The 17,357-nt window shown below is 68.6% G+C and carries 19 protein-coding genes and 1 tRNA gene; 2 read left to right on the top strand and 18 right to left on the bottom strand.

Annotated elements, in window-relative coordinates:
- Positions 1–141 precede the first annotated feature (141 nt).
- A tRNA-Pro gene (locus QE381_RS05730) sits at positions 142–215 on the top strand.
- 177 nt (positions 216–392) lie between these two features.
- Here QE381_RS05730 and QE381_RS05725 read toward each other — a convergent pair.
- The 6 genes from QE381_RS05725 to QE381_RS05700 form a co-directional block, all read right to left on the bottom strand.
- Positions 393–1,619 (bottom strand): site-specific integrase, encoded by a 1,227-nt coding sequence (locus QE381_RS05725; RefSeq protein ID WP_307216280.1) that lies wholly within the window; start codon positions 1,617–1,619, stop codon positions 393–395.
- A complete protein-coding gene (locus tag QE381_RS05720) occupies positions 1,606–1,815 on the bottom strand; it encodes an AlpA family transcriptional regulator (RefSeq protein ID WP_307216278.1) in 210 nt (69 codons plus the stop codon). Before QE381_RS05720 ends, QE381_RS05725 begins: the two co-directional genes overlap by 14 nt.
- Positions 1,812–2,471, bottom strand: a complete 660-nt coding sequence (locus tag QE381_RS05715; protein ID WP_307216276.1) for a hypothetical protein — start codon at positions 2,469–2,471, stop codon at positions 1,812–1,814. The genes QE381_RS05720 and QE381_RS05715 overlap by 4 nt, the downstream gene beginning before the upstream one ends.
- Positions 2,472–2,590: 119 nt before the next feature.
- Positions 2,591–3,112: a single-stranded DNA-binding protein gene (locus QE381_RS05710; RefSeq protein WP_307216274.1), complete on the bottom strand. Its 522-nt coding sequence runs from the start codon at positions 3,110–3,112 to the stop codon at positions 2,591–2,593.
- A gap of 72 nt (positions 3,113–3,184) precedes the next feature.
- A complete protein-coding gene (locus tag QE381_RS05705; protein ID WP_307216272.1) occupies positions 3,185–4,966 on the bottom strand; it encodes a type IV secretory system conjugative DNA transfer family protein in 1,782 nt (593 codons plus the stop codon).
- Positions 4,967–5,076: 110 nt separating this feature from the next.
- On the bottom strand, positions 5,077–5,616 hold the full coding sequence (locus tag QE381_RS05700) for a hypothetical protein (RefSeq protein WP_307216270.1): 540 nt from the start codon (positions 5,614–5,616) through the stop codon (positions 5,077–5,079).
- A gap of 388 nt (positions 5,617–6,004) precedes the next feature.
- Here QE381_RS05700 and QE381_RS05695 point away from each other — a divergent pair, with 388 nt between their 5' ends.
- Positions 6,005–6,313 (top strand): hypothetical protein, encoded by a 309-nt coding sequence (locus QE381_RS05695; protein ID WP_307216268.1) that lies wholly within the window; start codon positions 6,005–6,007, stop codon positions 6,311–6,313.
- Positions 6,314–6,349: 36 nt separating this feature from the next.
- Here the strand turns inward: QE381_RS05695 and QE381_RS05690 are convergent, their stop codons facing one another.
- From QE381_RS05690 to QE381_RS05635, 12 genes are all read right to left on the bottom strand, one after another.
- On the bottom strand, positions 6,350–6,817 hold the full coding sequence (locus QE381_RS05690; RefSeq protein ID WP_307216266.1) for a hypothetical protein: 468 nt from the start codon (positions 6,815–6,817) through the stop codon (positions 6,350–6,352).
- A gap of 67 nt (positions 6,818–6,884) precedes the next feature.
- The gene (locus QE381_RS05685; RefSeq protein WP_307216264.1) at positions 6,885–8,405 is read right to left on the bottom strand and encodes an ATP-binding protein; all 1,521 of its coding nucleotides are present in this window, start codon (positions 8,403–8,405) and stop codon (positions 6,885–6,887) included.
- Between the two features lie 75 nt (positions 8,406–8,480).
- Positions 8,481–9,941, bottom strand: a complete 1,461-nt coding sequence (locus tag QE381_RS05680; protein ID WP_307216262.1) for an SCO6880 family protein — start codon at positions 9,939–9,941, stop codon at positions 8,481–8,483.
- 146 nt (positions 9,942–10,087) lie between these two features.
- A complete protein-coding gene (locus QE381_RS05675) occupies positions 10,088–11,590 on the bottom strand; it encodes a conjugal transfer protein TrbL (RefSeq protein ID WP_307216260.1) in 1,503 nt (500 codons plus the stop codon).
- Positions 11,591–11,623: 33 nt separating this feature from the next.
- Positions 11,624–11,959: a DUF6112 family protein gene (locus QE381_RS05670; protein ID WP_307216258.1), complete on the bottom strand. Its 336-nt coding sequence runs from the start codon at positions 11,957–11,959 to the stop codon at positions 11,624–11,626.
- Between the two features lie 78 nt (positions 11,960–12,037).
- Positions 12,038–12,457, bottom strand: a complete 420-nt coding sequence (locus QE381_RS05665) for a hypothetical protein (protein ID WP_307216256.1) — start codon at positions 12,455–12,457, stop codon at positions 12,038–12,040.
- Between the two features lie 79 nt (positions 12,458–12,536).
- The gene (locus QE381_RS05660; protein ID WP_307216254.1) at positions 12,537–12,833 is read right to left on the bottom strand and encodes a DUF6112 family protein; all 297 of its coding nucleotides are present in this window, start codon (positions 12,831–12,833) and stop codon (positions 12,537–12,539) included.
- A gap of 78 nt (positions 12,834–12,911) precedes the next feature.
- Positions 12,912–14,021 carry a M23 family metallopeptidase gene (locus QE381_RS05655; protein WP_307216252.1) on the bottom strand — a complete coding sequence of 370 codons (1,110 nt, stop codon included), beginning with the start codon at positions 14,019–14,021 and terminating at the stop codon, positions 12,912–12,914.
- 62 nt (positions 14,022–14,083) lie between these two features.
- The gene (locus QE381_RS05650; protein ID WP_307216250.1) at positions 14,084–14,773 is read right to left on the bottom strand and encodes a hypothetical protein; all 690 of its coding nucleotides are present in this window, start codon (positions 14,771–14,773) and stop codon (positions 14,084–14,086) included.
- An 81-nt stretch (positions 14,774–14,854) separates the two neighbouring features.
- Positions 14,855–15,301, bottom strand: a complete 447-nt coding sequence (locus tag QE381_RS05645) for a hypothetical protein (protein ID WP_307216248.1) — start codon at positions 15,299–15,301, stop codon at positions 14,855–14,857.
- A complete protein-coding gene (locus QE381_RS05640; RefSeq protein WP_307216247.1) occupies positions 15,288–16,475 on the bottom strand; it encodes a ParB N-terminal domain-containing protein in 1,188 nt (395 codons plus the stop codon). Before QE381_RS05640 ends, QE381_RS05645 begins: the two co-directional genes overlap by 14 nt.
- The gene (locus QE381_RS05635; RefSeq protein WP_307216245.1) at positions 16,472–17,290 is read right to left on the bottom strand and encodes a hypothetical protein; all 819 of its coding nucleotides are present in this window, start codon (positions 17,288–17,290) and stop codon (positions 16,472–16,474) included. Before QE381_RS05635 ends, QE381_RS05640 begins: the two co-directional genes overlap by 4 nt.
- Positions 17,291–17,357: the final 67 nt, after the last annotated feature.

The raw sequence follows: 17,357 nt of genomic DNA, 5'->3' as shown, positions 1-17,357 counted from the left end.
TTCGCCGTGGCTGCTCGGACCGGGTAGGATAGTGGAGTTGTCCGCGTGCGGGCAGCTCGACCGGGATGTGGCGCAGCTTGGTAGCGCACTTGACTGGGGGTCAAGTGGGTTAGCGGCTGTTTCAGCCTGAAAAGTGAACAACGGGATGTGGCGCAGCTTGGTAGCGCACCTGACTGGGGGTCAGGGGGTCGCAGGTTCAAATCCTGTCATCCCGACAGAAAAGCACCGATGAGAAGCCATTTCTCGTCGGGGCTTCGTCGTTCCTGTGGCCGCTTTCGGAGGGTTTATGGAAGCATCCGCGCCCCCTTGCCGGTGCACCCCGAGGAACCCTGGCGGCGGCTCTTATCCAGAGCCGGGACCTGGCCGGGACCTGGAGCCCGTTTTCCACGCCTCTACCGCCCCGGCGACGGCCTGCGGCGTGACACATAGGGCGCGTCCTGGGCTGGGGTTTCGGTCTGTGCGTTGAGGAACGCGTTGGCCTGTGTTGCGGCATCGGCGAGGTGCCGGTGGTCGGGGTGGAGGTATCCGCGCGTGGTCTCCAGTGACTTGTGCCCGAGGATGCCTTGCAACACATGCAAGGGGACTCCTGCGTCGGCGAGCCAGGTTGCTCCGGTGTGGCGGAGGCCGTGTCTGGTGAGGTTGGGCAGTCCGAGCTCGGCGACCACGTCGTCCCATTTCGTCGCGTCGCGGACGGTCGCCGTGGTGAGCACCCCGCCGCGTGGCCCGGTCAGGAGCCGCTCGTCCGGCTCCCGGCCGGTGGTGAGGCGCTCGAGGATCGGGACGAGGGGTTCCAGGACGGGGACGCGGCGGATGTCGCGTCCCTTGGTCTGCTTGGTGACGAGCCCTCCCGCGCCGGGGAAGGTTTGCCTGCGGATCGTGACGATCCGGGTGTCGTGGTCGATGTCTCCGACTTGGAGGCCTGAGACCTCCGAGCCGCGGGAGGCGAGGAGCGCGCAGAGCATGACGAAATCGGAATATGACTGGTGCACGCTCCCGCAACGTTCGGCGAGCTGGTTCAGCGCCTGGAGGTTCGGGAGCGCGTGCGCCCTGGGCGAGGCGTCTTTCTCGACCAGGGTCAGCGCGGACTTCCCGAAGCTGCGGCGGGAGCGTTGCCGGGCGGGGTTGGTGGCGATGAGCTCGTCCCGGACAGCTTCGTCGAACACGCGCACGAGCGGCGCGATCGTGTTCTTCAACGTCGATGCGGAGTGGCGCAGTTCCCACTGGTCGATGGTGCGATCGATCATGCCCGCACTGATGTCGGATAGCGGCAGATGCCCGAGCGCGGGAAGCACCCGCAGACGCAGCCCAACCTTGTAGCCGTCGAGGGTGGAGGTCGGATCCAGCCCGCGCGCCCACCGGTCACCTATCATCTCGACGTAGTCCGCGAGGGGGATGCGGGTATCGATCCCGAGCCGCGCGGACGCGCGTAGCCCGGTGAAGAACTCTTCCGCGGCATCTTCATCGGGGACGACGAGTGCGCGGGTGACTCGCTTCCTGGTGTGTGGGTCGATCCAGCGGGCACGGGCGCGGATCCCGGAGGGGCGGTGTTCCAGATCGGTGGTGACTTTCACCCCGATCGGCGGCACCGGCTGCGGACCGCTCGGTTCAGCCGTGCTCATCGGCATCAAGGGAATTCAGCCATCGTTCGACCTGTTCGATGCGATACCGGGTCACACCGCCGATCCGGATGAACGGGGGACCTTTCCGCTCGGCCCGCCATCGCGACAGCGTGGACTCTGACACCCGCAAGAACGCGGCTACCTCCCGGCTATCCCGCAGCGGGGAGACGAGGCTATCGGGGGCGTGTTCGTTCATGGTCGCTCGCTCCAGTCGATGTTCACGATCTCCCGGATCGTCGCGTCCTGCTCGGCAACCCGTGACGTGACCTGTTCTTCGACGAAGGCGACGAAGTCCTTGGTGCGTTCGATGACTCGCTTCTCCGTGCTCTCCGGCGCGACCCAGCCCTCGGCTTCCCCGCCGGGCCAGGCGGCCACGGGTGTGGGCCGGTCCCGGTCCAGGCGGGTGCCGGAGATGGTGACCCAGTCGCGGAGGCGTTCGCGTGCGACGGCGAAGTCGTGGTGCCAGGCGAGTGCCTGGTTGCCCTTGGCTGCGGGGTCGAAGCAGAACAGCCAGTGCTGCCGCAGCGCGGACAGTTCCCACAGTAGCTCCGGGTGCCGGTGCCACATCGGCGGGACCACCTGCGCGGGCAGCCCGTAGGTGTGCCGGAGCCAGTCGACCCATTGGTTCAGCTCGAGGAGCTCGCGTTCGAGATCGCCAGGCGGGAGGGTGCGCCAGTTGATCGGCCGGGGCGTGGCGGACAGGACCTGGGTCATCTCCGAGGTGAACTGTTCCTTCGCGATCCGCTTCGCCTCGGCCACGATCTCCGGCGGCAGGTCATCCGGACGCATCGTTCCCGGATGCGGGGCCGGCGGCTCGTCCTCGGCTGGCGGTGGAGTCGGGGTGTCGCTCATCAGAAGCTCCATGGGGTCAAAGGAAGAACGAGGGCCGCGCCCGTGCGGGACTCGGTGCGTCGGAGGGTGCGGGTGTGGCGGCCAGGTGGAGGCGTTGGGCTGGTCGCCGCACCCGCGGCTTATCGGGTGAGGGCTTCGCGCTGCACGCTGGTCGTGCTCGCGGAAGGCTCCGGGTCGGGCTCCAGCGCCGCCTCCCGCGCCGCGACCGCCTGCTGCGCTGTCTCCTGCGCGGCCGGCTCCCGGGAGGCCGTCTCCCGACCCGGGGTCTCGCGTTCGGCGCCGTCGCGTTGGGGCGGGGTGCGGTCGACGCTGTAGCGGGTGATGTTGTTGTCGTGCCCGATGCGGGAGGCGACGAACTGCTCGCGCTCGGCACCGTCCTGGCCGGTGTAGGTGCGGGTCTCGCCCTCGGCGATGAAGTTGTCGCCCTTGCGGAACTGGTCGTGGGCGCGTTCGGCGGACTTGCGGAACATCACCAGGTCCGTGAACGTCGGGTCCAGCTGCGTGAACGTGCCGTCGTCTTCGAACTTCACCTGCGGCTGCCCGACCCGCAGGTACAGGCGGGCATCGCCCTTGCTGGTGAACGTCAGCTCCGGGTCGGAAGCGACGAAACCCGAGAGGGACTCCTTCGTGCGGATCACCATGACTGCTCTCCTTGTCGATCACGCCCGCCCGGCGGGGCGGGGCTAACCGACAGGTACGAAGCCCACCCCGGATCACTCCGCCGCCGGCGTCGTGCCGGCCTGGAGGGCCTTCTCGATCTCGCCCCGCTGCGCCTTCAGGGCGTCGGCGTCGGGCCTGGCCGGCCAGGGGCGAAGGCGGGTGATGATGGGGCGTGCGGTGCGGAGCATCACGACTCCGGTGCCGAACGGGAGGGTGCGCAGCACGTCGGGCGGGAGGATCGGCACTCGCCGGATCGACCGCTGGTTCGAGTGCGCGCCGTACGCGTCGGTGGTGACGGAGTCGGTGGTCTCATCCCTGTCCCCGATCAGCGTGGACAGGTCCTGGAGGTCGCGGGAGTTGGAGGCGCCGCCGAGGATGATCTTCACGATGGAGGCGTCCCAGATCGCGTTCGCCTGGTTCTCACCCCACTTCTCCCGCGCCTGCGCCAAAGACTGCAGCACGGGCAGCGAGGTGATGCCGGTGCCGCCGCCTTCGGCCATCAACGTCGGAAGGCTGGGCAACGGTGCGAGGTTCCCGATCTCGTCCAGGGCGAGCAGCAGCGGCGGGTCCATCCGCGCGCCCGGGGAGCGGGCGGCGATCTTCCGGGCTGTCTCGACGAGGTCTTCAATGAACGCCGCCACCAGCGCCGACGATGCGCCGGCCCCCGCTCCCGTGGCGAGGAGGTAGAGGGTGCCGTTGCCGAGGAGGAACGTCTCCGGATCGAACTCCTCACCTTGTGCGGGTGAGACGGCGTCGAGGACGCGGGGATCGGCCAGCGCCGCGAAGGCGAGGGAGACGCCCTGCCAGATCGAGTCCCTCGTGCGCGGATCGGACTGCACCATCGCATCCAGGCTGTCCGCCCAGCCTTCGGCGGCGTCGGGGTGGGAGGAGAGGATCCGGACGGCGTCGGCGGCGAGCGTCGGATTGAGAGCCCACTGGTAGAGGGTCTTCGCATCCCGCCCGTCGAGTGCCGCGGCGTGCAGGAGCGCTTGGATCGCTGCGGTGGTCTTCCCTTCCCAGAACCCGGCGTCCTGCACCCCGCCAAACCCGGTCGCGGTCGCCAGTCCTTTCGCGCGGATCATCGCCGTCAGCGGGTCCTGGCAGCCCCGCACCGGCGACCACCGCATCCCTGCCGGCAGCCCTGGCGCGAGATGCTGCGGATCGAACACCGCCACCTCACCCTTCTTCTGTCGGGCTTTGAGCGTGGCGGTGAGGTTGTCGGGCCGGGTGGAGGTCGTGATTACCGCCCCGGGCGCGTCGAGGATCGCGTTGATCACCACATGCAGTCCCTTGCCCGACCGGGGCGGCCCGATGAGGAGGATCGAGTCCTCGACCGTCGCCCACACCTGCCCGCCCTTCGACGTCCCCAGCAGATATCCGACGTCCTCGGGCTGCGCCTTCTCGCCTGCGAGGGATGGCCGCAAGGTCGCGGCCTTCTTCACCAGCGCCTTCCGGGACGCGACCGCGGCGGCCTCCGCACCGGTTGCGGTACCGGCGAGCCGATGCGGATCGACCCGGCCCCGGCCTCGGAGGATCGCGCGGGCGATGAAGAATCCCGCCGCGGTGAGGGCGGTGAGGAAGACAGCGACGACGAGCCAGTACAGAAACGCGTTCAGCCCCGCCGCCCCCAACGCGGCCCCGGGGTCGAGGGGTGAGGCGAGGACGGCGATGCCGGAGCTGACACCGCCGGTGGGCTGCGGGAGCCCGGCGAGGAACGCCGTCACCGACCCCGCAACACGCAGGAGACCGGCGAAGCAGGCAGCTGTGACGATCGCGCCGAGGGCGAGGTTGATGAACAGGTCGTTCGCGGGTTTCGCCTGCACAGGACCAAACATGACAGAAGTGCCTTCCTGCCCCACACACGTCGGTGATGGCGAGGGGCAGGAGAACAGGTGCGACACCCGACACCGCGCTCCGACAGCGCCTCGCGGAGCCGGTGTCTTGTTCAGTCAGTGCGGTGGATCGACAGCGTCTCGGAGATCCGCCCGAGCAGGATCAGCTCGCCGGACGCGTCTGCGAGCTCTGCCCGGTCGAGGAGGGCACGGGCGTGGCCGGTGTGGTCGGCGGACGTGTGCCGGAGAATCACCGCGATCGCGACGTCCTCACCGGCCACGTACCCGTCCCCGGCGAATTCCACGAGCTCCGGTGCCGCCCGCCGCGCCGTGTCGGGCTCGCTGGCTGCCCGCCCATCGGCAGCTTGGGCGGGTGGGGTGAGGATGTCGGCGTAGACGGTGCCGTCCAGCTCTCGCACCTCCACGCGTGTCGGTGCCCCGAGGTGAGCGACGAGCTCGGTGACCGCCGTGTGGACCTCGGTCCTGGCGATCGGGGTGGCGTTTATCCTGTCGCCGTTCACGGTCGCGATCAACGTGTCGGCGCTGACCGCCTTGAGAACGATCTGCGGCAGAACCGGCGGGACTGCGCGCTGTCGCTGATCTTGTCCACGGCTAGTGCGGTGCTTCCAGGGCGGGGTGTTCTTGCGAGCCATATTGCACAGGTACGCGGCAGGAGCGGAGCAGGCCTCACCTCAGTGGCCGGACCCGTGGGGACGTCAGAAGTCGCTGTTACAAGAGAGGGATGGATCCGACCGAGTTCATCACGAAAGCGAACACGACCGCGAATAGCGTGCTCGACATCCTGAAGAAGAAGTGGTTCATCACGCTCCTGTTGTGGGCCGTGCTCTTGCTGGCACTGGCCGTGCTGTGGACGGGCCATCCGCCGCAGGACGTACTCCGAGACACGCTCATCGAGAAACTGCAGCTGAGTCTGCTGGACCCCGTCGTCACCTGGCTGGGCACCGTGATCGATGCAGCCGCAGACCCCCACTCATCGCGGCGACAACGCTCATCGTTGGTGCGATCCTTGCTCTCGCGAGCGTGGCGGCGTTCTGGCGCGACGGGCGAGCGCTGTCGAGGACAGTCGAGGTCGACATCGCCCCGAACAACGACATGCTGCGATTCGTCGTACTGGTCGGATACGCGGCACTCGGGGGCAGTCTGACGATGATGTTCATTGCCCTCGGTATCGCCGAGGTCGCGTACGCCCTGGGAGCGGCGAGCAGTTTCCCTTACCAGCGGCTCGGCGCGTTCTTCGGATCGCTCATGTTCTTCGCGCTGTTCCTTGTCGTGGCGCTGTTCGCGCCCGTTGCGCTCGCGACGATTGGACTTTGGAACGCACTGATGTGACGTCCCGGAACATGCGCACCCTCCCGCCGGGGCGCGTCACATAGAGCGATCCGTCGGCGGTCGTGTCGCCGAAGCCGTGTCAGCGACACGAACTGGGTCGGGGGCAAGCGATTGTTCGCGTTCGAGCGCTGCGCTGAGAGCTTCTGCCCACCCTTCCGCGATCTGCAGAAGGATGGCATAGTCGGCCGAGGCGACCTCGCCTTCGCCGTGCGGCACCCACATATAGGAGCCGTCCGGTTGGGGCAGATACGCCTCGGCCACCCACGTCCATGACGTCGGTACTCGACCCTCATCGGACCAGTCGACCCCGAGCGGATACTGCTCCTCGATCGCGAACCGAGGCGACGAGCCGTCCACGGGGTAGAGGACGAAGTGCCCGCCGCCGAAGGTCAGCGGGTCCTCGTCGAAGAACACGACGTGCTCGTCGAACTGCTTCTCGATGCGGTGCAGACCGTCATCGAGCGCCATCATGTTCCGCGCCAACTCCTCCTCACTCAGCACCACGGGACCATCTCCCGGGGCGAGGACAAGCCGGATCCCTGGTGCGAAACGGGAATGAGACGTACGCTCATCACAGGCCCCATTTCGGGGCTTCTGCGGCGTTTTTCCGCGGGATCTGGCCCATGCGCTGGGTCGTGTCGAAGGCCCGCAACTCCTCCGGATGCAGCTGGTGCTGAACCACATAGCTGGACTCCTTGATCCGCCACAGCCCCTGCCCCGTCCCGAGCGTCGGCAGCAGCTTCTGCTCGGTGCCGGTCAGGCCCAGCATCTTCGCGGTCGTCCCGATCTGATCCGACTCCTGCCGGTAGATGATCCGCGACTCGGCATTCGCCAACAGCGAGTTGGCGAGGCTGCGCATGGCCGAGCCCTGGTCGCCGACGTTGTCGAGGTCGGTGAGCTTGTGGAAGATCAACAGGTTCGCGATCCCGTAGTGGCGGGCGAGCCGCCAATGCGCGTCCATCCGCCGCAACAGGGCCGGGTGGGACATGAGCCTCCAGGCCTCGTCGTAGACGACCCACCGCTGCCCACCGTTCGGGTCCAGGAGCGCGGATTCCATCCACGCGGACGAACACGTCATCAACACCGAGATCAACGTGGAGTTCTCCACCACGCGGGACAGGTCGAGAGTGATCATCGGCAACGACGGATCGAATGACACCGTGCTGGGCCCGTCGAACAGGCCCGCGACGTCACCTGCAACCAGGCGCCGGAGGGCGTGACCGACCAGGCGCCCGTCCTCGGCGAGACGCTCGTCCCCGCCCGGGTCGGGGGTGAGGATGCGGTCGACGACCATCGGCAGGATCGGCACCGACGCCGTCGACACCACGGCTTGGAGGGCGATGTCGATGACCGTGTGCTCCAACGGAGACAGCGCACGTTCCAGCACGGTCTCGGCGAGGGCGCCGATGAGGTCGCGGCGGCGTGCGGCGACGGTGGATGCCCATTCGGCGTCGCTGAGGCCTGCGGGCCGGTAGCCCTCATCCAGGGGGTTGAGGCGGTTGCGGAGCCCGTGGCCGAGGACGATCGCCTTCCCGCCGACGGCTTCGGCGACGGGCGTGTGCTCGCCTTTCGGGTCGCCGGGGACGTAGACGCGCCGACCGAACGGAATCGACCGCGTGTAGAGCGACTTTGCGAGCGAGGATTTCCCGGAGCCGACGATTCCGGCGAGGACGAGGTTCGGGGCGGTGATGATGCCCCGCTGGTACAGCCGCCACGGGTCGTAGACGAAGCTGCCGCCGGAGTACATGTCCTGGCCGATGAACACGCCCTGACTGCCGAGGCCGCCTTCGGCGAGGAACGGATACGCGCCCCGTAGCGCCGCCGACGTGTCCTGATGCGCCGGCACTCGGAACGGCCGGTACGACCTCAACCCCGCCTTCCCCGGCTCCCCGCCGGGCGGCAGGTAGAGGGTCGAGCGGGCCTCCGCGCGCTCCGCATCCGCGCGCTCCCGGGCTTGCCGGCGCTGGGTGGCGTGATCGCGGGCGACGACCTGGCGGGCGGCGCGTTCCCGCGCGCGGCGGGCGCGTTTCTCCGTGCCGTCCTCGACGAGCACTGTCGAATAGAGCTGCTTCTTCGAACCGTCGGTTCCCATGCGCAGGTGCCTTCCTCTGAACGAACGTGGGACATCCGTCAGGTACGCCGATCAGCCGCTGTCGGGTCGCTCGGCTCAGATCCCGCGGCACAGTGGCAGTGCGGCGGCGACGAACGCTTGGGCCTGTTGCCCGACGAGGCGCCTGGTCTCGCAGGAGGCCTGGATCGCGGCTTGTTCGATCGCGGCGACCGCGGCCTCGAGCTCTTCCGTGGTGGGTGCGGAGATGGCGATGAGGCCGGTGTATCGCAGGACGCCGTGGCCGGTGGTGAGGTCGGCTTCCTGCTGGAGGACGTCCTGGTATTCGGCGGTCTGCTGGGCGTCTTCGATCTGCCCGACCTTCTGCCGCTGGGCGGCGTCGGAGATGTATTCCGTCTTCTTCTTGCGGATGTCGCGGGCGGCCTGGTCGGAGCGGATCGGGTCACACAGCAGCGTGAACGCCCGCCGGATCCCGGAGCTCAGCAGCAGTGGGGCGAGGAACCCCGGATACACCAGCGCCCGCGGCCACTCGCTGATCCACAGCACCACGTGATGCGCGGAGTCGGACCGCAGCCCGTCCCACGTTTCCTCGACGGCGACGGGTCCTGCGGCGGCGAGGTCTTTGCCGATGTCGCCTGCGCGTTCGAGGGTGGTGGCGATGGCGGGGTCGTAGGCGGAGCGGAGGATGATCGCGAGCTGCCCGGGCGTGTACCACGCGCTGGGTTTGAGGTCGGCGGTGCGCAGCGCCGTGGTGAGGGTGTTCATCTCCTGCCGTAGCACTCCGGCTGCGCCTGTGAGGCCGCCGCCGGCGGCGCGGATCGGCCGGGTGGCTGCGCGCATGTCGAGGGAGAGGGAGATCGTGGAGATGTGGCGTTCCCCGGTGGGTCCTGCCCGGTCGATGAGCTCTCGGTAGGTGCGGGCAACCCAGGAGTCGTCGTCGGTGCCCTGCTCGGCCCACCATTGCGCCAGTCCTTGTCCGGAGTCGGGGACGGTGCGTTCGAGGACCTGGAGGCGGGCGATGCGGATGGAGCGGCACGCGGTGGACAGCACCCGGCCCCAGGCGTGGACACGGCGTTCCTGCTCACCGGGGTCGAGGAGGATGAACGACGGATGCGTCACCTCCACCAGAACGGTCAGGGTCTGCGCGTGCGGGTCGTGGACCATCACCGCCCCGGTGTCGGGGTCCTCGTACTGGCGAAGCGGCGCCGCATCCCCTGGGAGTGCGAGCGTCCCCGCGGGTCGGGGTTTGGCGATGCGGCGCCGGTATCGGGTCTGCCCGAGCGACGACCGTGCCACCCAGTGCAGGCTGATCGGCACCCACTCGACGAGCTTGCGCCCGCCGACCCCTGCCCAGGTGAGGGCGAGCGCGGTGCCCCAGACGGGTGAGGTGTAGAGGGCGGCGGGGCCGCCGGTGTAGAGGGAGGCGACGAACACTGCCACCGCGACAGCGAGCGCGATCACCTGCGGCAGTGACAGGCCCAGGATGATCCCGCGCTTGGTGAGGCGGGAGAACTTCACCGGGGACAGTTCGAACTCGTTCACAGGGGATGCGGTAGCCATACGGAGCTCCAAGACGGGTGAAGGATCGGTGGTCGCCGGTCAGGTACGCGCCCAGGAATGGCTGTGGGCGGCAGCACGATCTCGTGCTGCCGCCCACACCGACGGAACTTGTCATCACCTCCCTTCTCCTGGCTGATGCTCTGGGCCTATGGCTTCGGTTCCGGAGGTGGCGGGGGCTTCGGCGCCCCACCGTCCCCATGCGGCTTCGGTGACGAAGACGGTGGCGGCGGTGTCGACGCCGGCGGAGGAGTCTGCGGGGCGTCGGCCGGCGGCGGGCTGCTCGGCGGTGTCGGCCGGGCGGGCTGGTTCCCGGGGGTGTTTGGTGGCGGGGCCTGTCCATCGGAGGCGGCGTCCGCGTGGCCCTCCGCGGCCCGGCCGATCGCGTTCCCGGCCTTCGGGCCGGCCTCCGCAGCGCCCTTGACGACTGCTGCGCCACCGACGACCGCGAGCCCGACCGGGCCTGCCGCAGCTCCGGCACCACCCGCAGCCGCGCCGCCACCGCCCGCGGCAGCTCCGCCACCCGCAGCTCCGGCCGCGCCTCCGCTCCCAGCGGCCGCCGTCTCGCTCGCTCCTGCGCCGGCCGTCTCGGCAGACGCAGGCGACGGCCCACCAGGAGGCGGCGGGGGAGGGTTTCCGCCTCCGCCGTTGCTCCCGCTTGGCGGATTGCCGTCGCCGGCCCCGTCGAGGATCTTCTTCGGGCCGTCGCCGTCGGGTTTAGTCGGCAGCGGCATGGGTCGGTTCATGGACTGCTTGGCTTCCTGTTCGGCGGACATGACGTGGTGCAGGTCGAAGCCGACGAAGCTGATGAACTTGTAGACCATGTACGGCGCGAACGCGGCGACGAACATCAGCACGATGCCCGCGACCGGGTCCGCGATGGATGCCAGGTCGAGGTCGATGGGGGCGTTGACCTGGTTAATCGCGACGAGGAACACGATCACGATCACGAGCTTCGAGAAGATCAGGGCGAGCACGAACGACGCCCATTTCCCGAACCAGCCCCGGGTCGCATCCCACGACCCACCGGCTAAGGCGATGGGCGCCATCACGACCGCGACCAAGATGAGGGCTTTGCGGATCAACAGCGAGAACCACACGATCGCTGCGGCGCAGATGGCGAGGAAGCTGAGGAAGATCGTGATCATCGCTCCCGCCCCGGGAGCGGTGAGGTTGATCGCGGTCAGTCCAGCGATGAGGACGCCGATCTTCCCGCCCATCTCCTCCAGAGTCGTCCCGGTCGCCTGGATCACCCCAATGGTCAGCTGGTCCACGACCTCGAGGAGCGTCGCGGTCAGCGTGATCACTAGGAACGACCCGAGCACGCTCTTGGCGAGTCCGAGGGCGGCGCGGGAGAGGGATCCGGGGTCGCGGCGAATGAGGCCGATGATCAACTGGAGGCAGAAGAAGATCAACATGATGAAGATGCCGATCCCGAAGATCACGTTGTACACCCCGATGTAGCCCGGATCGGACAGGTCGACGAGGGTCGTCGTGTCGAACAGCGCCCACACGCCCTGGAACAGCCAGGACGCAGCCGCGCCAATGGCTTGGGCAAGCCAGTCGAACGGGGCGCTGATCAGGGTGGCTGCGCCTTCGCCGACGGTGTTGCAGACGTTGCTGATGATGGGGACGTCACAGATGCCAGCCACGTCACCCCTCCCTTCGTGAGGTCGAGGTGGTGGTCAAGAGACGGTCTGGCCGACGTTCCAGAAGAAGTTGATCAGCGTCACGGACGCTCCGGTGATGATCGCGGCACCGCAGGAAATCAGCACGCCGATCTTGCCGCGCGAGGCCAGGTGCGGGTTCGAGCTGTTCGCGCCGAATCCCCACACGATGGCGGAGATGATCAGAGCGAGGACAGAGAGGATAAGACCGATCGTCATCACCGCCCCGACGATGGTGCGGAGAGCTGCGATCCCGGGTAGGCCCGAGTCGTTCGGGGTGACGTCGATCTCCGCGGAGACCAGCCCGGCAGCGGCGGGGAAGGCGGTGGTGAGGGTGTCGAGGACGGCAGACATGCAAGGCTCCTTCACAGGCGGTCCCTCTCCGGAGTGGGAGGGGTCACCTGGACAGGTGCGTCTGCCGGCGCTGCGGCGTCAGTGGCCGCGGTTGCGGAGGATGTCGGCCATGCGGGTGAACAGGTCACGGTCGACCGCCTCGAACGGGACGCCGTCCACGGTGCCGTCAGCGAGGTACTGCTCGACCTGTTCAGCGGGCGGCAGGCCGCGCGGGTCGATGCGGATCGTCTCGCGCAGCGAGTGGTCCTTCGCCCAGTCCTCGGGCCACCCCATCACGGACACGGGGAACTTCTCCACCGGCACTGCTGCGCCGGCGACCGTGTCGTCGTCGGCGTCGTTGATCTCGTGGAAGAGGTCCTCGTCGAAGCCGATGATCGTCACGTGCCGACCGAACGCGTCGGTGCAGAAAAACGCCGGCAGTGCGGGGCCCTTGCCCATGCCAAGAAACTCCAGCACCCACTCCGGAAGGAGACGTCCACCCTGAATGGTCAGCTGCATCCTGCACCTCCTCGCCGTCCTTCCACGGTAATCCGCCGAACCGGCCGCGTCACGGAACACCCAGGCCGGAGCCTGATCGTTAGAGCGTGTCGCCGAGGTTCAGAAGGAAGTTCATCCACGCGACCCCGGCGCCTGCGAGGGCGGCAGCCCCGACGGCGACCAACAGCCCTGCCTTGCTTTTCGCGGCGGTGTGGGAGTTGCCGTGGTCGGAAGAGACCGCCCAGACGATCGCCGAGACGATGAGCATCAGCACGGCAACGATCAGCACGAACGTCAGCAGCGCCCCAACGATGGATAATAGAGTCTCCTTGCCGCCGACGCCGCTGAGGTCCGGGTAGACGTTCTCGGCCTGGATCAGCGTGGCAAGGACATGCATGGGTGGGGCTCCTGACGAACGGCGGGGCGGGCGGGCATCTGTCAGGTGCGCCACCCGCCCCGTGTCCGTCCCTGGCGGTCAGATGGTGCAGGAGGGCCTGCCACCGGTCGGAGCGTCGATACCGGCGACGTCGTGCTCTGCGAGCCACACCTCTGGGTCGACCGCGGGGTCGTCGGCACCGCCCGGATGGACTTCGAAATGGAGGTGAGGGCCGGTGGATTGGCCGCTGCTGCCGACGTCACCGATGTGCTGACCTGCGATCACGTGGTCCCCGGCTTGGACGTGGATGCCGTGCGCCCACATATGGATGTAGATCGTCGCCACCGGGTGCCCGTCGATGGTGTGCTCGATCGTGATCTGCCCGGACGTGCCGCCGACCATGCCCGCGTAGGTGACGACACCGTCTGCGAGGGCGAAGATCGCCGTCCCGTCCGGGGCTGCCCAATCCACTCCCGCGTGTAGACGGACCTTGCCGGTGATGGGGTGTACGCGGGGTCCGAACCCGTCGGTGCGGACGTAACTGCCTGTCGGCAGCGGGAACACCAGGCGGCTCGTCTCCGGGATCCCCCTGTCTGCGCCGTTCGTTTCGGGGCTGGAGGTGAGGGTGTCGAGGATGATGCGGGCGACGGGCTCGTAGTTGTTGTACCGGTCCGGGTACGCCGACACTTCCACGGCTTGCGCGGCTTCGCCTTTTCCCATCTGTTCCCAGCCAGGGATGTCGAGCAGGCCGCGCGGGGAACCACCGTTCGGGCCGTCGGGTCCGCCATAGAACGCCTCGGCCTGGTAGCTCGGGTCCATCAGCTCGGCGACGGTGCCCCACCCAGACTGCGGCCTCATCTGGAACAGGCCTAAGGAGTCGTGGTCGGAGCCGTTGCCATCGTTGGGGTAGTTCCCGGACTCCGGGTAGGTGCCCGTGTTCGCCAGCTGCCGTAGCGTCGATTCCGTCAGCGCCGCCATCAGGGCGATGAGGATCCCGTCCCGCCCGACCCCGGGTGTTGCGGCGCCGGTGATGATGATGGTGGCGGCGTGGGTGAGCTGCGTCTTGTTCAACGTGAACGTGTGCCCGCCGGCGATGGTGACCTCGAGCTCGTCCGGCACCGGACCGAGCTGCACATCCGACGCGACACACGCCGCCTGGCTCGTGATGGCAGGGTTCATGAGCACACCGACGCTGAGCAGCCCGAGCACCGGTGCGAGGAGGAGCCCAACGAGCCCGAAGGCGAGGAGCTTCTTCACGACAACACCCCCTCTCAGCGGAGGGGGTTGTCGAGCTGGGACAGGCGCAGCAGGTGACACCGGTCGAACACGGGCTCGCACGCGACGAACACGGTGAACACGACCGGGTGGTCGCTTGCGACCGGGGCGTCGTACCAGACGCCTTCCCGGTGTCGGGTGCCCTCGATCGTGTACGCGATCGTGCCGTCCGTGATCTGCCCGTTCGCCGCCGCGACCGCCTCGTCCCACTGCTCCGGTACGAAGATCCGATCGATCATGAGGGACTGCCGGGTGCGGTACTCGGACAGATCCCGCCACGTCTCAACCGAAGGGACGTACCCGTCGAGGTCGGTGACCAGGCCGGGCGTCTCGGTGCCGGACGGGTCCGCGTCGTCGATGAGCACGGCGCGGTGGTCGGCGGGGGTGTGAAGGGTGAAGGTGTCCCAGTCGAACAGGGCATGCGCGACCGCTCCCGCGTACTCCTGCGGGTCATCCGTCGCAGGCAGCCCCGGCAACGCCCCGACCGTGGGCTGGGCGCTCGGGCTCACGGTCGGGGTCACGGGCGTGCTGCTCGTGGCGACCGGTGGCGGGGTCTGGTCGGGGCGGGCGACGAACCCGTAGATGCCGACGCCGGCGAAGGTCAGGACGACCAGGCCGGTCGCGGTGAGGGTGATGATCAGCCGGCGCCGCCGGCGCAGGCGGTCATCGGTGAGAGGTGACGACATGACAGGGTTCCTTCCCGGGAACGACAAGGGGTGGCACACCCGGTAGGTGCGCCACCCCTGTCGACCCGCGGTCCTACCTCGTCACGCCACGCCTCTCACCACGCCATGCGGACTGCGGCTCGGGACGGGGTCGAGAGCAGCGGCGCGTTCCTCAAGCACTTCGGACAGCACGGTCGAACGGACAGGTCGCCAGGCGATGTGCCCGTTCTCGCCCTGCGCAGCCATCACCGTGTCGGCGGCCTGCCCGACGGCCGCGGCTGCCGCGGAGAGCCATGCTGCGGCCTTCGTCGTGTGGGTGTTCCCGGTGTGGCGGTCCCCATCGTCGGTCGCCGCGTCCTCCCGGTGCGACTGGTGCCAGGCGGCGAGCTGGACGAGGCCCTGCTGCAGCCTGGTAAACGACAGATGCAGCGCCCCGAGCACCTCGTACGTATCGGCCGGGGTGTCGACGAACCGGGTGGCGTATGCGAGCGCCCGCGCGGTCTCGGCCAGCTCGTCCGCATCCCGCTTCGGGTCCTCATACGTCGGCACCGGGCACCCCCTCCGAGGAGTCTCCGTCAGCAGGACCGTCCGCGTCCTCGTCCTCAGCATCGACCTCGTGGTGAGCAGTGGCGTGATCGCGGGCGGTGCGGGCGTGGTCGAGGAATCGGGCGGCTTCGGTGATGCAGGTCTCGACGAGCTCCCACTGCTCGTCGTCGGCGTACTTCCCGAAGTCGGCGGGGTCGTAGCGGTCCCACCAGCCGTGCTCGCGGCGGAGCAGGTCGACGAGCTTGCGGATCGCGTGCTTCTCCCGCAGCAGCGGATCCGCGTCCTTCCACCCGGCCGGCCCGGCTGCGGCTGCGACGTCTGCGCGCAGCTGGGTGAGGTACCCGATCGCACGGGTGGCTTCCTTCAGCGCGTCCTTCGGATGCTCCTGCCCTTCCAGCAGGGCGAGCTCTGACGTGGCCGCCGCACGGACGGGGTCGGGTTCATCCGGGTGCGTCGCCCACCGGCGCAGCGTGTGGATCGCCTGCAGCAGCTTCACCCGCAGGAACCGGCCGTTGACCTTCCCGTCCGTGTTCAACTCCAGCAGCGCCTCGGCTGCCGCCTGCCGCACCTCGGGGTGCTCCGCCTCGCTGGCAGCGATCTGCTTCAGTTCCACGACCTGGTCGAGCATCCCGTGCGAGTCCCGCCCGGTGACGGCCTTCGCCGCCTGCACCCGCGTCTTCTGCCCCTCACCTCTCGGGGGTAACGGTGGTGTCGAATCGACACCACCGTTACCCCCACCCGAACCCTGGGACGGGGGCACGCCCCCGCTCGGCGACTCGGACGGTGTGGTCGCACCGAACTGGGTGGCTTCCTGCTTGCGGGCGTTCTCTTCCGCGTAGAGCTCTTTCAGCTCTGCGTAGAGCTCGGCTTGCTCGAGTGGGGCGAGCATCTTGTGGAGGGTGTTCTCGTCTTGGATCGCGAGGACCATCGACAGCTTGTCTGAGACCCCGGGGACGATCCAGACGGGCACGGTGCGGTGCCCGAGGGTGCGCATGACGGCCAGGCGCCGGTTGCCGGAGATGAGGACGTTGCCGGTGGTGATCACGATCGGTGAGAGCAGCCCGAACCGGCGGACAGACTCCGTCAGCTCCTCCAGGTCGCCGAGGTCGCGGCGGTAGGAGTGGCCCTCGGTGATCTGGTCGATCGCGTGCTCGAGCACCAGATGCCCACGGCTCATGACACACCCCCGTTTCGCTCCCACTTGTCAGGTACGTGCGCGCTCCGGCGGGACGCCGCAACGAGGTCATCGTCGCGGAGCAGGTCGGCGACGTCATCGCCGAGGAGCACACGGGCGAACAGTCCGTACTGCCCGGTGCGGCGCCGGCCGGTGTTCGTGCCGACCACGAGCCGCACCAGTGCTGCCCAGGCTTCGGGCGTGTATCCGAGGCGCAGGGCGATGTGCAGGTCGCGGGAGACGACGTCGACGGCGGAATCGCCGGAGGACAGGCCGGTGGCGCGGTGGGCGATGTACTCCACGGCCTGCTCGACGGGACGGGCAGGCCAGTCGGTCAGGACGAGGAACACGCACGTCGCGCGGATCACCCGATCCACCGAATGATCCCCATCCGCCGCATCGGCGAGGGGCGGGGTGTGGGGGTGGATGTCGTAGAAGAACTCCTCGTAGTGCCCGGCGCGCACCGGTTCCTCGTCGGGACGCCTCTCGGGACGGCGGGCCTTGTCCTGGCTGGTCATGTTGCGGTCGGCGTGGACTTCGGCGGCGATGCCGAGCGCGACCGCGCGGGTGATCGCCGCCCACGGGTCATCCGCCTTGGTGGTGGTGCGCTTGCGCATCGCGATGAACGCCTCGTAGGCGGCGTCCTCCGGGGCCCGGTGCCAGGCCTTCGCGAGGGGTGCGTACTTGCGGGTGGCGTAGGCCATCAGCTCAGCCGCGACCGGGCTCGTCGCCCACGCGTCGTGCTCGTTCAGTTCCCGCAGCAGCGCGCGCAGGCCCTCGCTGGTCGTGAAATCCGGGCCCGATGGTGTCGGGTTCATGGTGACTCCCTGAAGATGAAGAATCCGTCGGTATCTGGAAGGTGCGACACCCGTCCCGACACGACCC

It is taken from the genome of Microbacterium sp. SORGH_AS_0888, from assembly GCF_030818905.1.
Taxonomy (GTDB): domain Bacteria; phylum Actinomycetota; class Actinomycetes; order Actinomycetales; family Microbacteriaceae; genus Microbacterium.
This window is presented reverse-complemented; position numbering and strand designations above follow the sequence as displayed.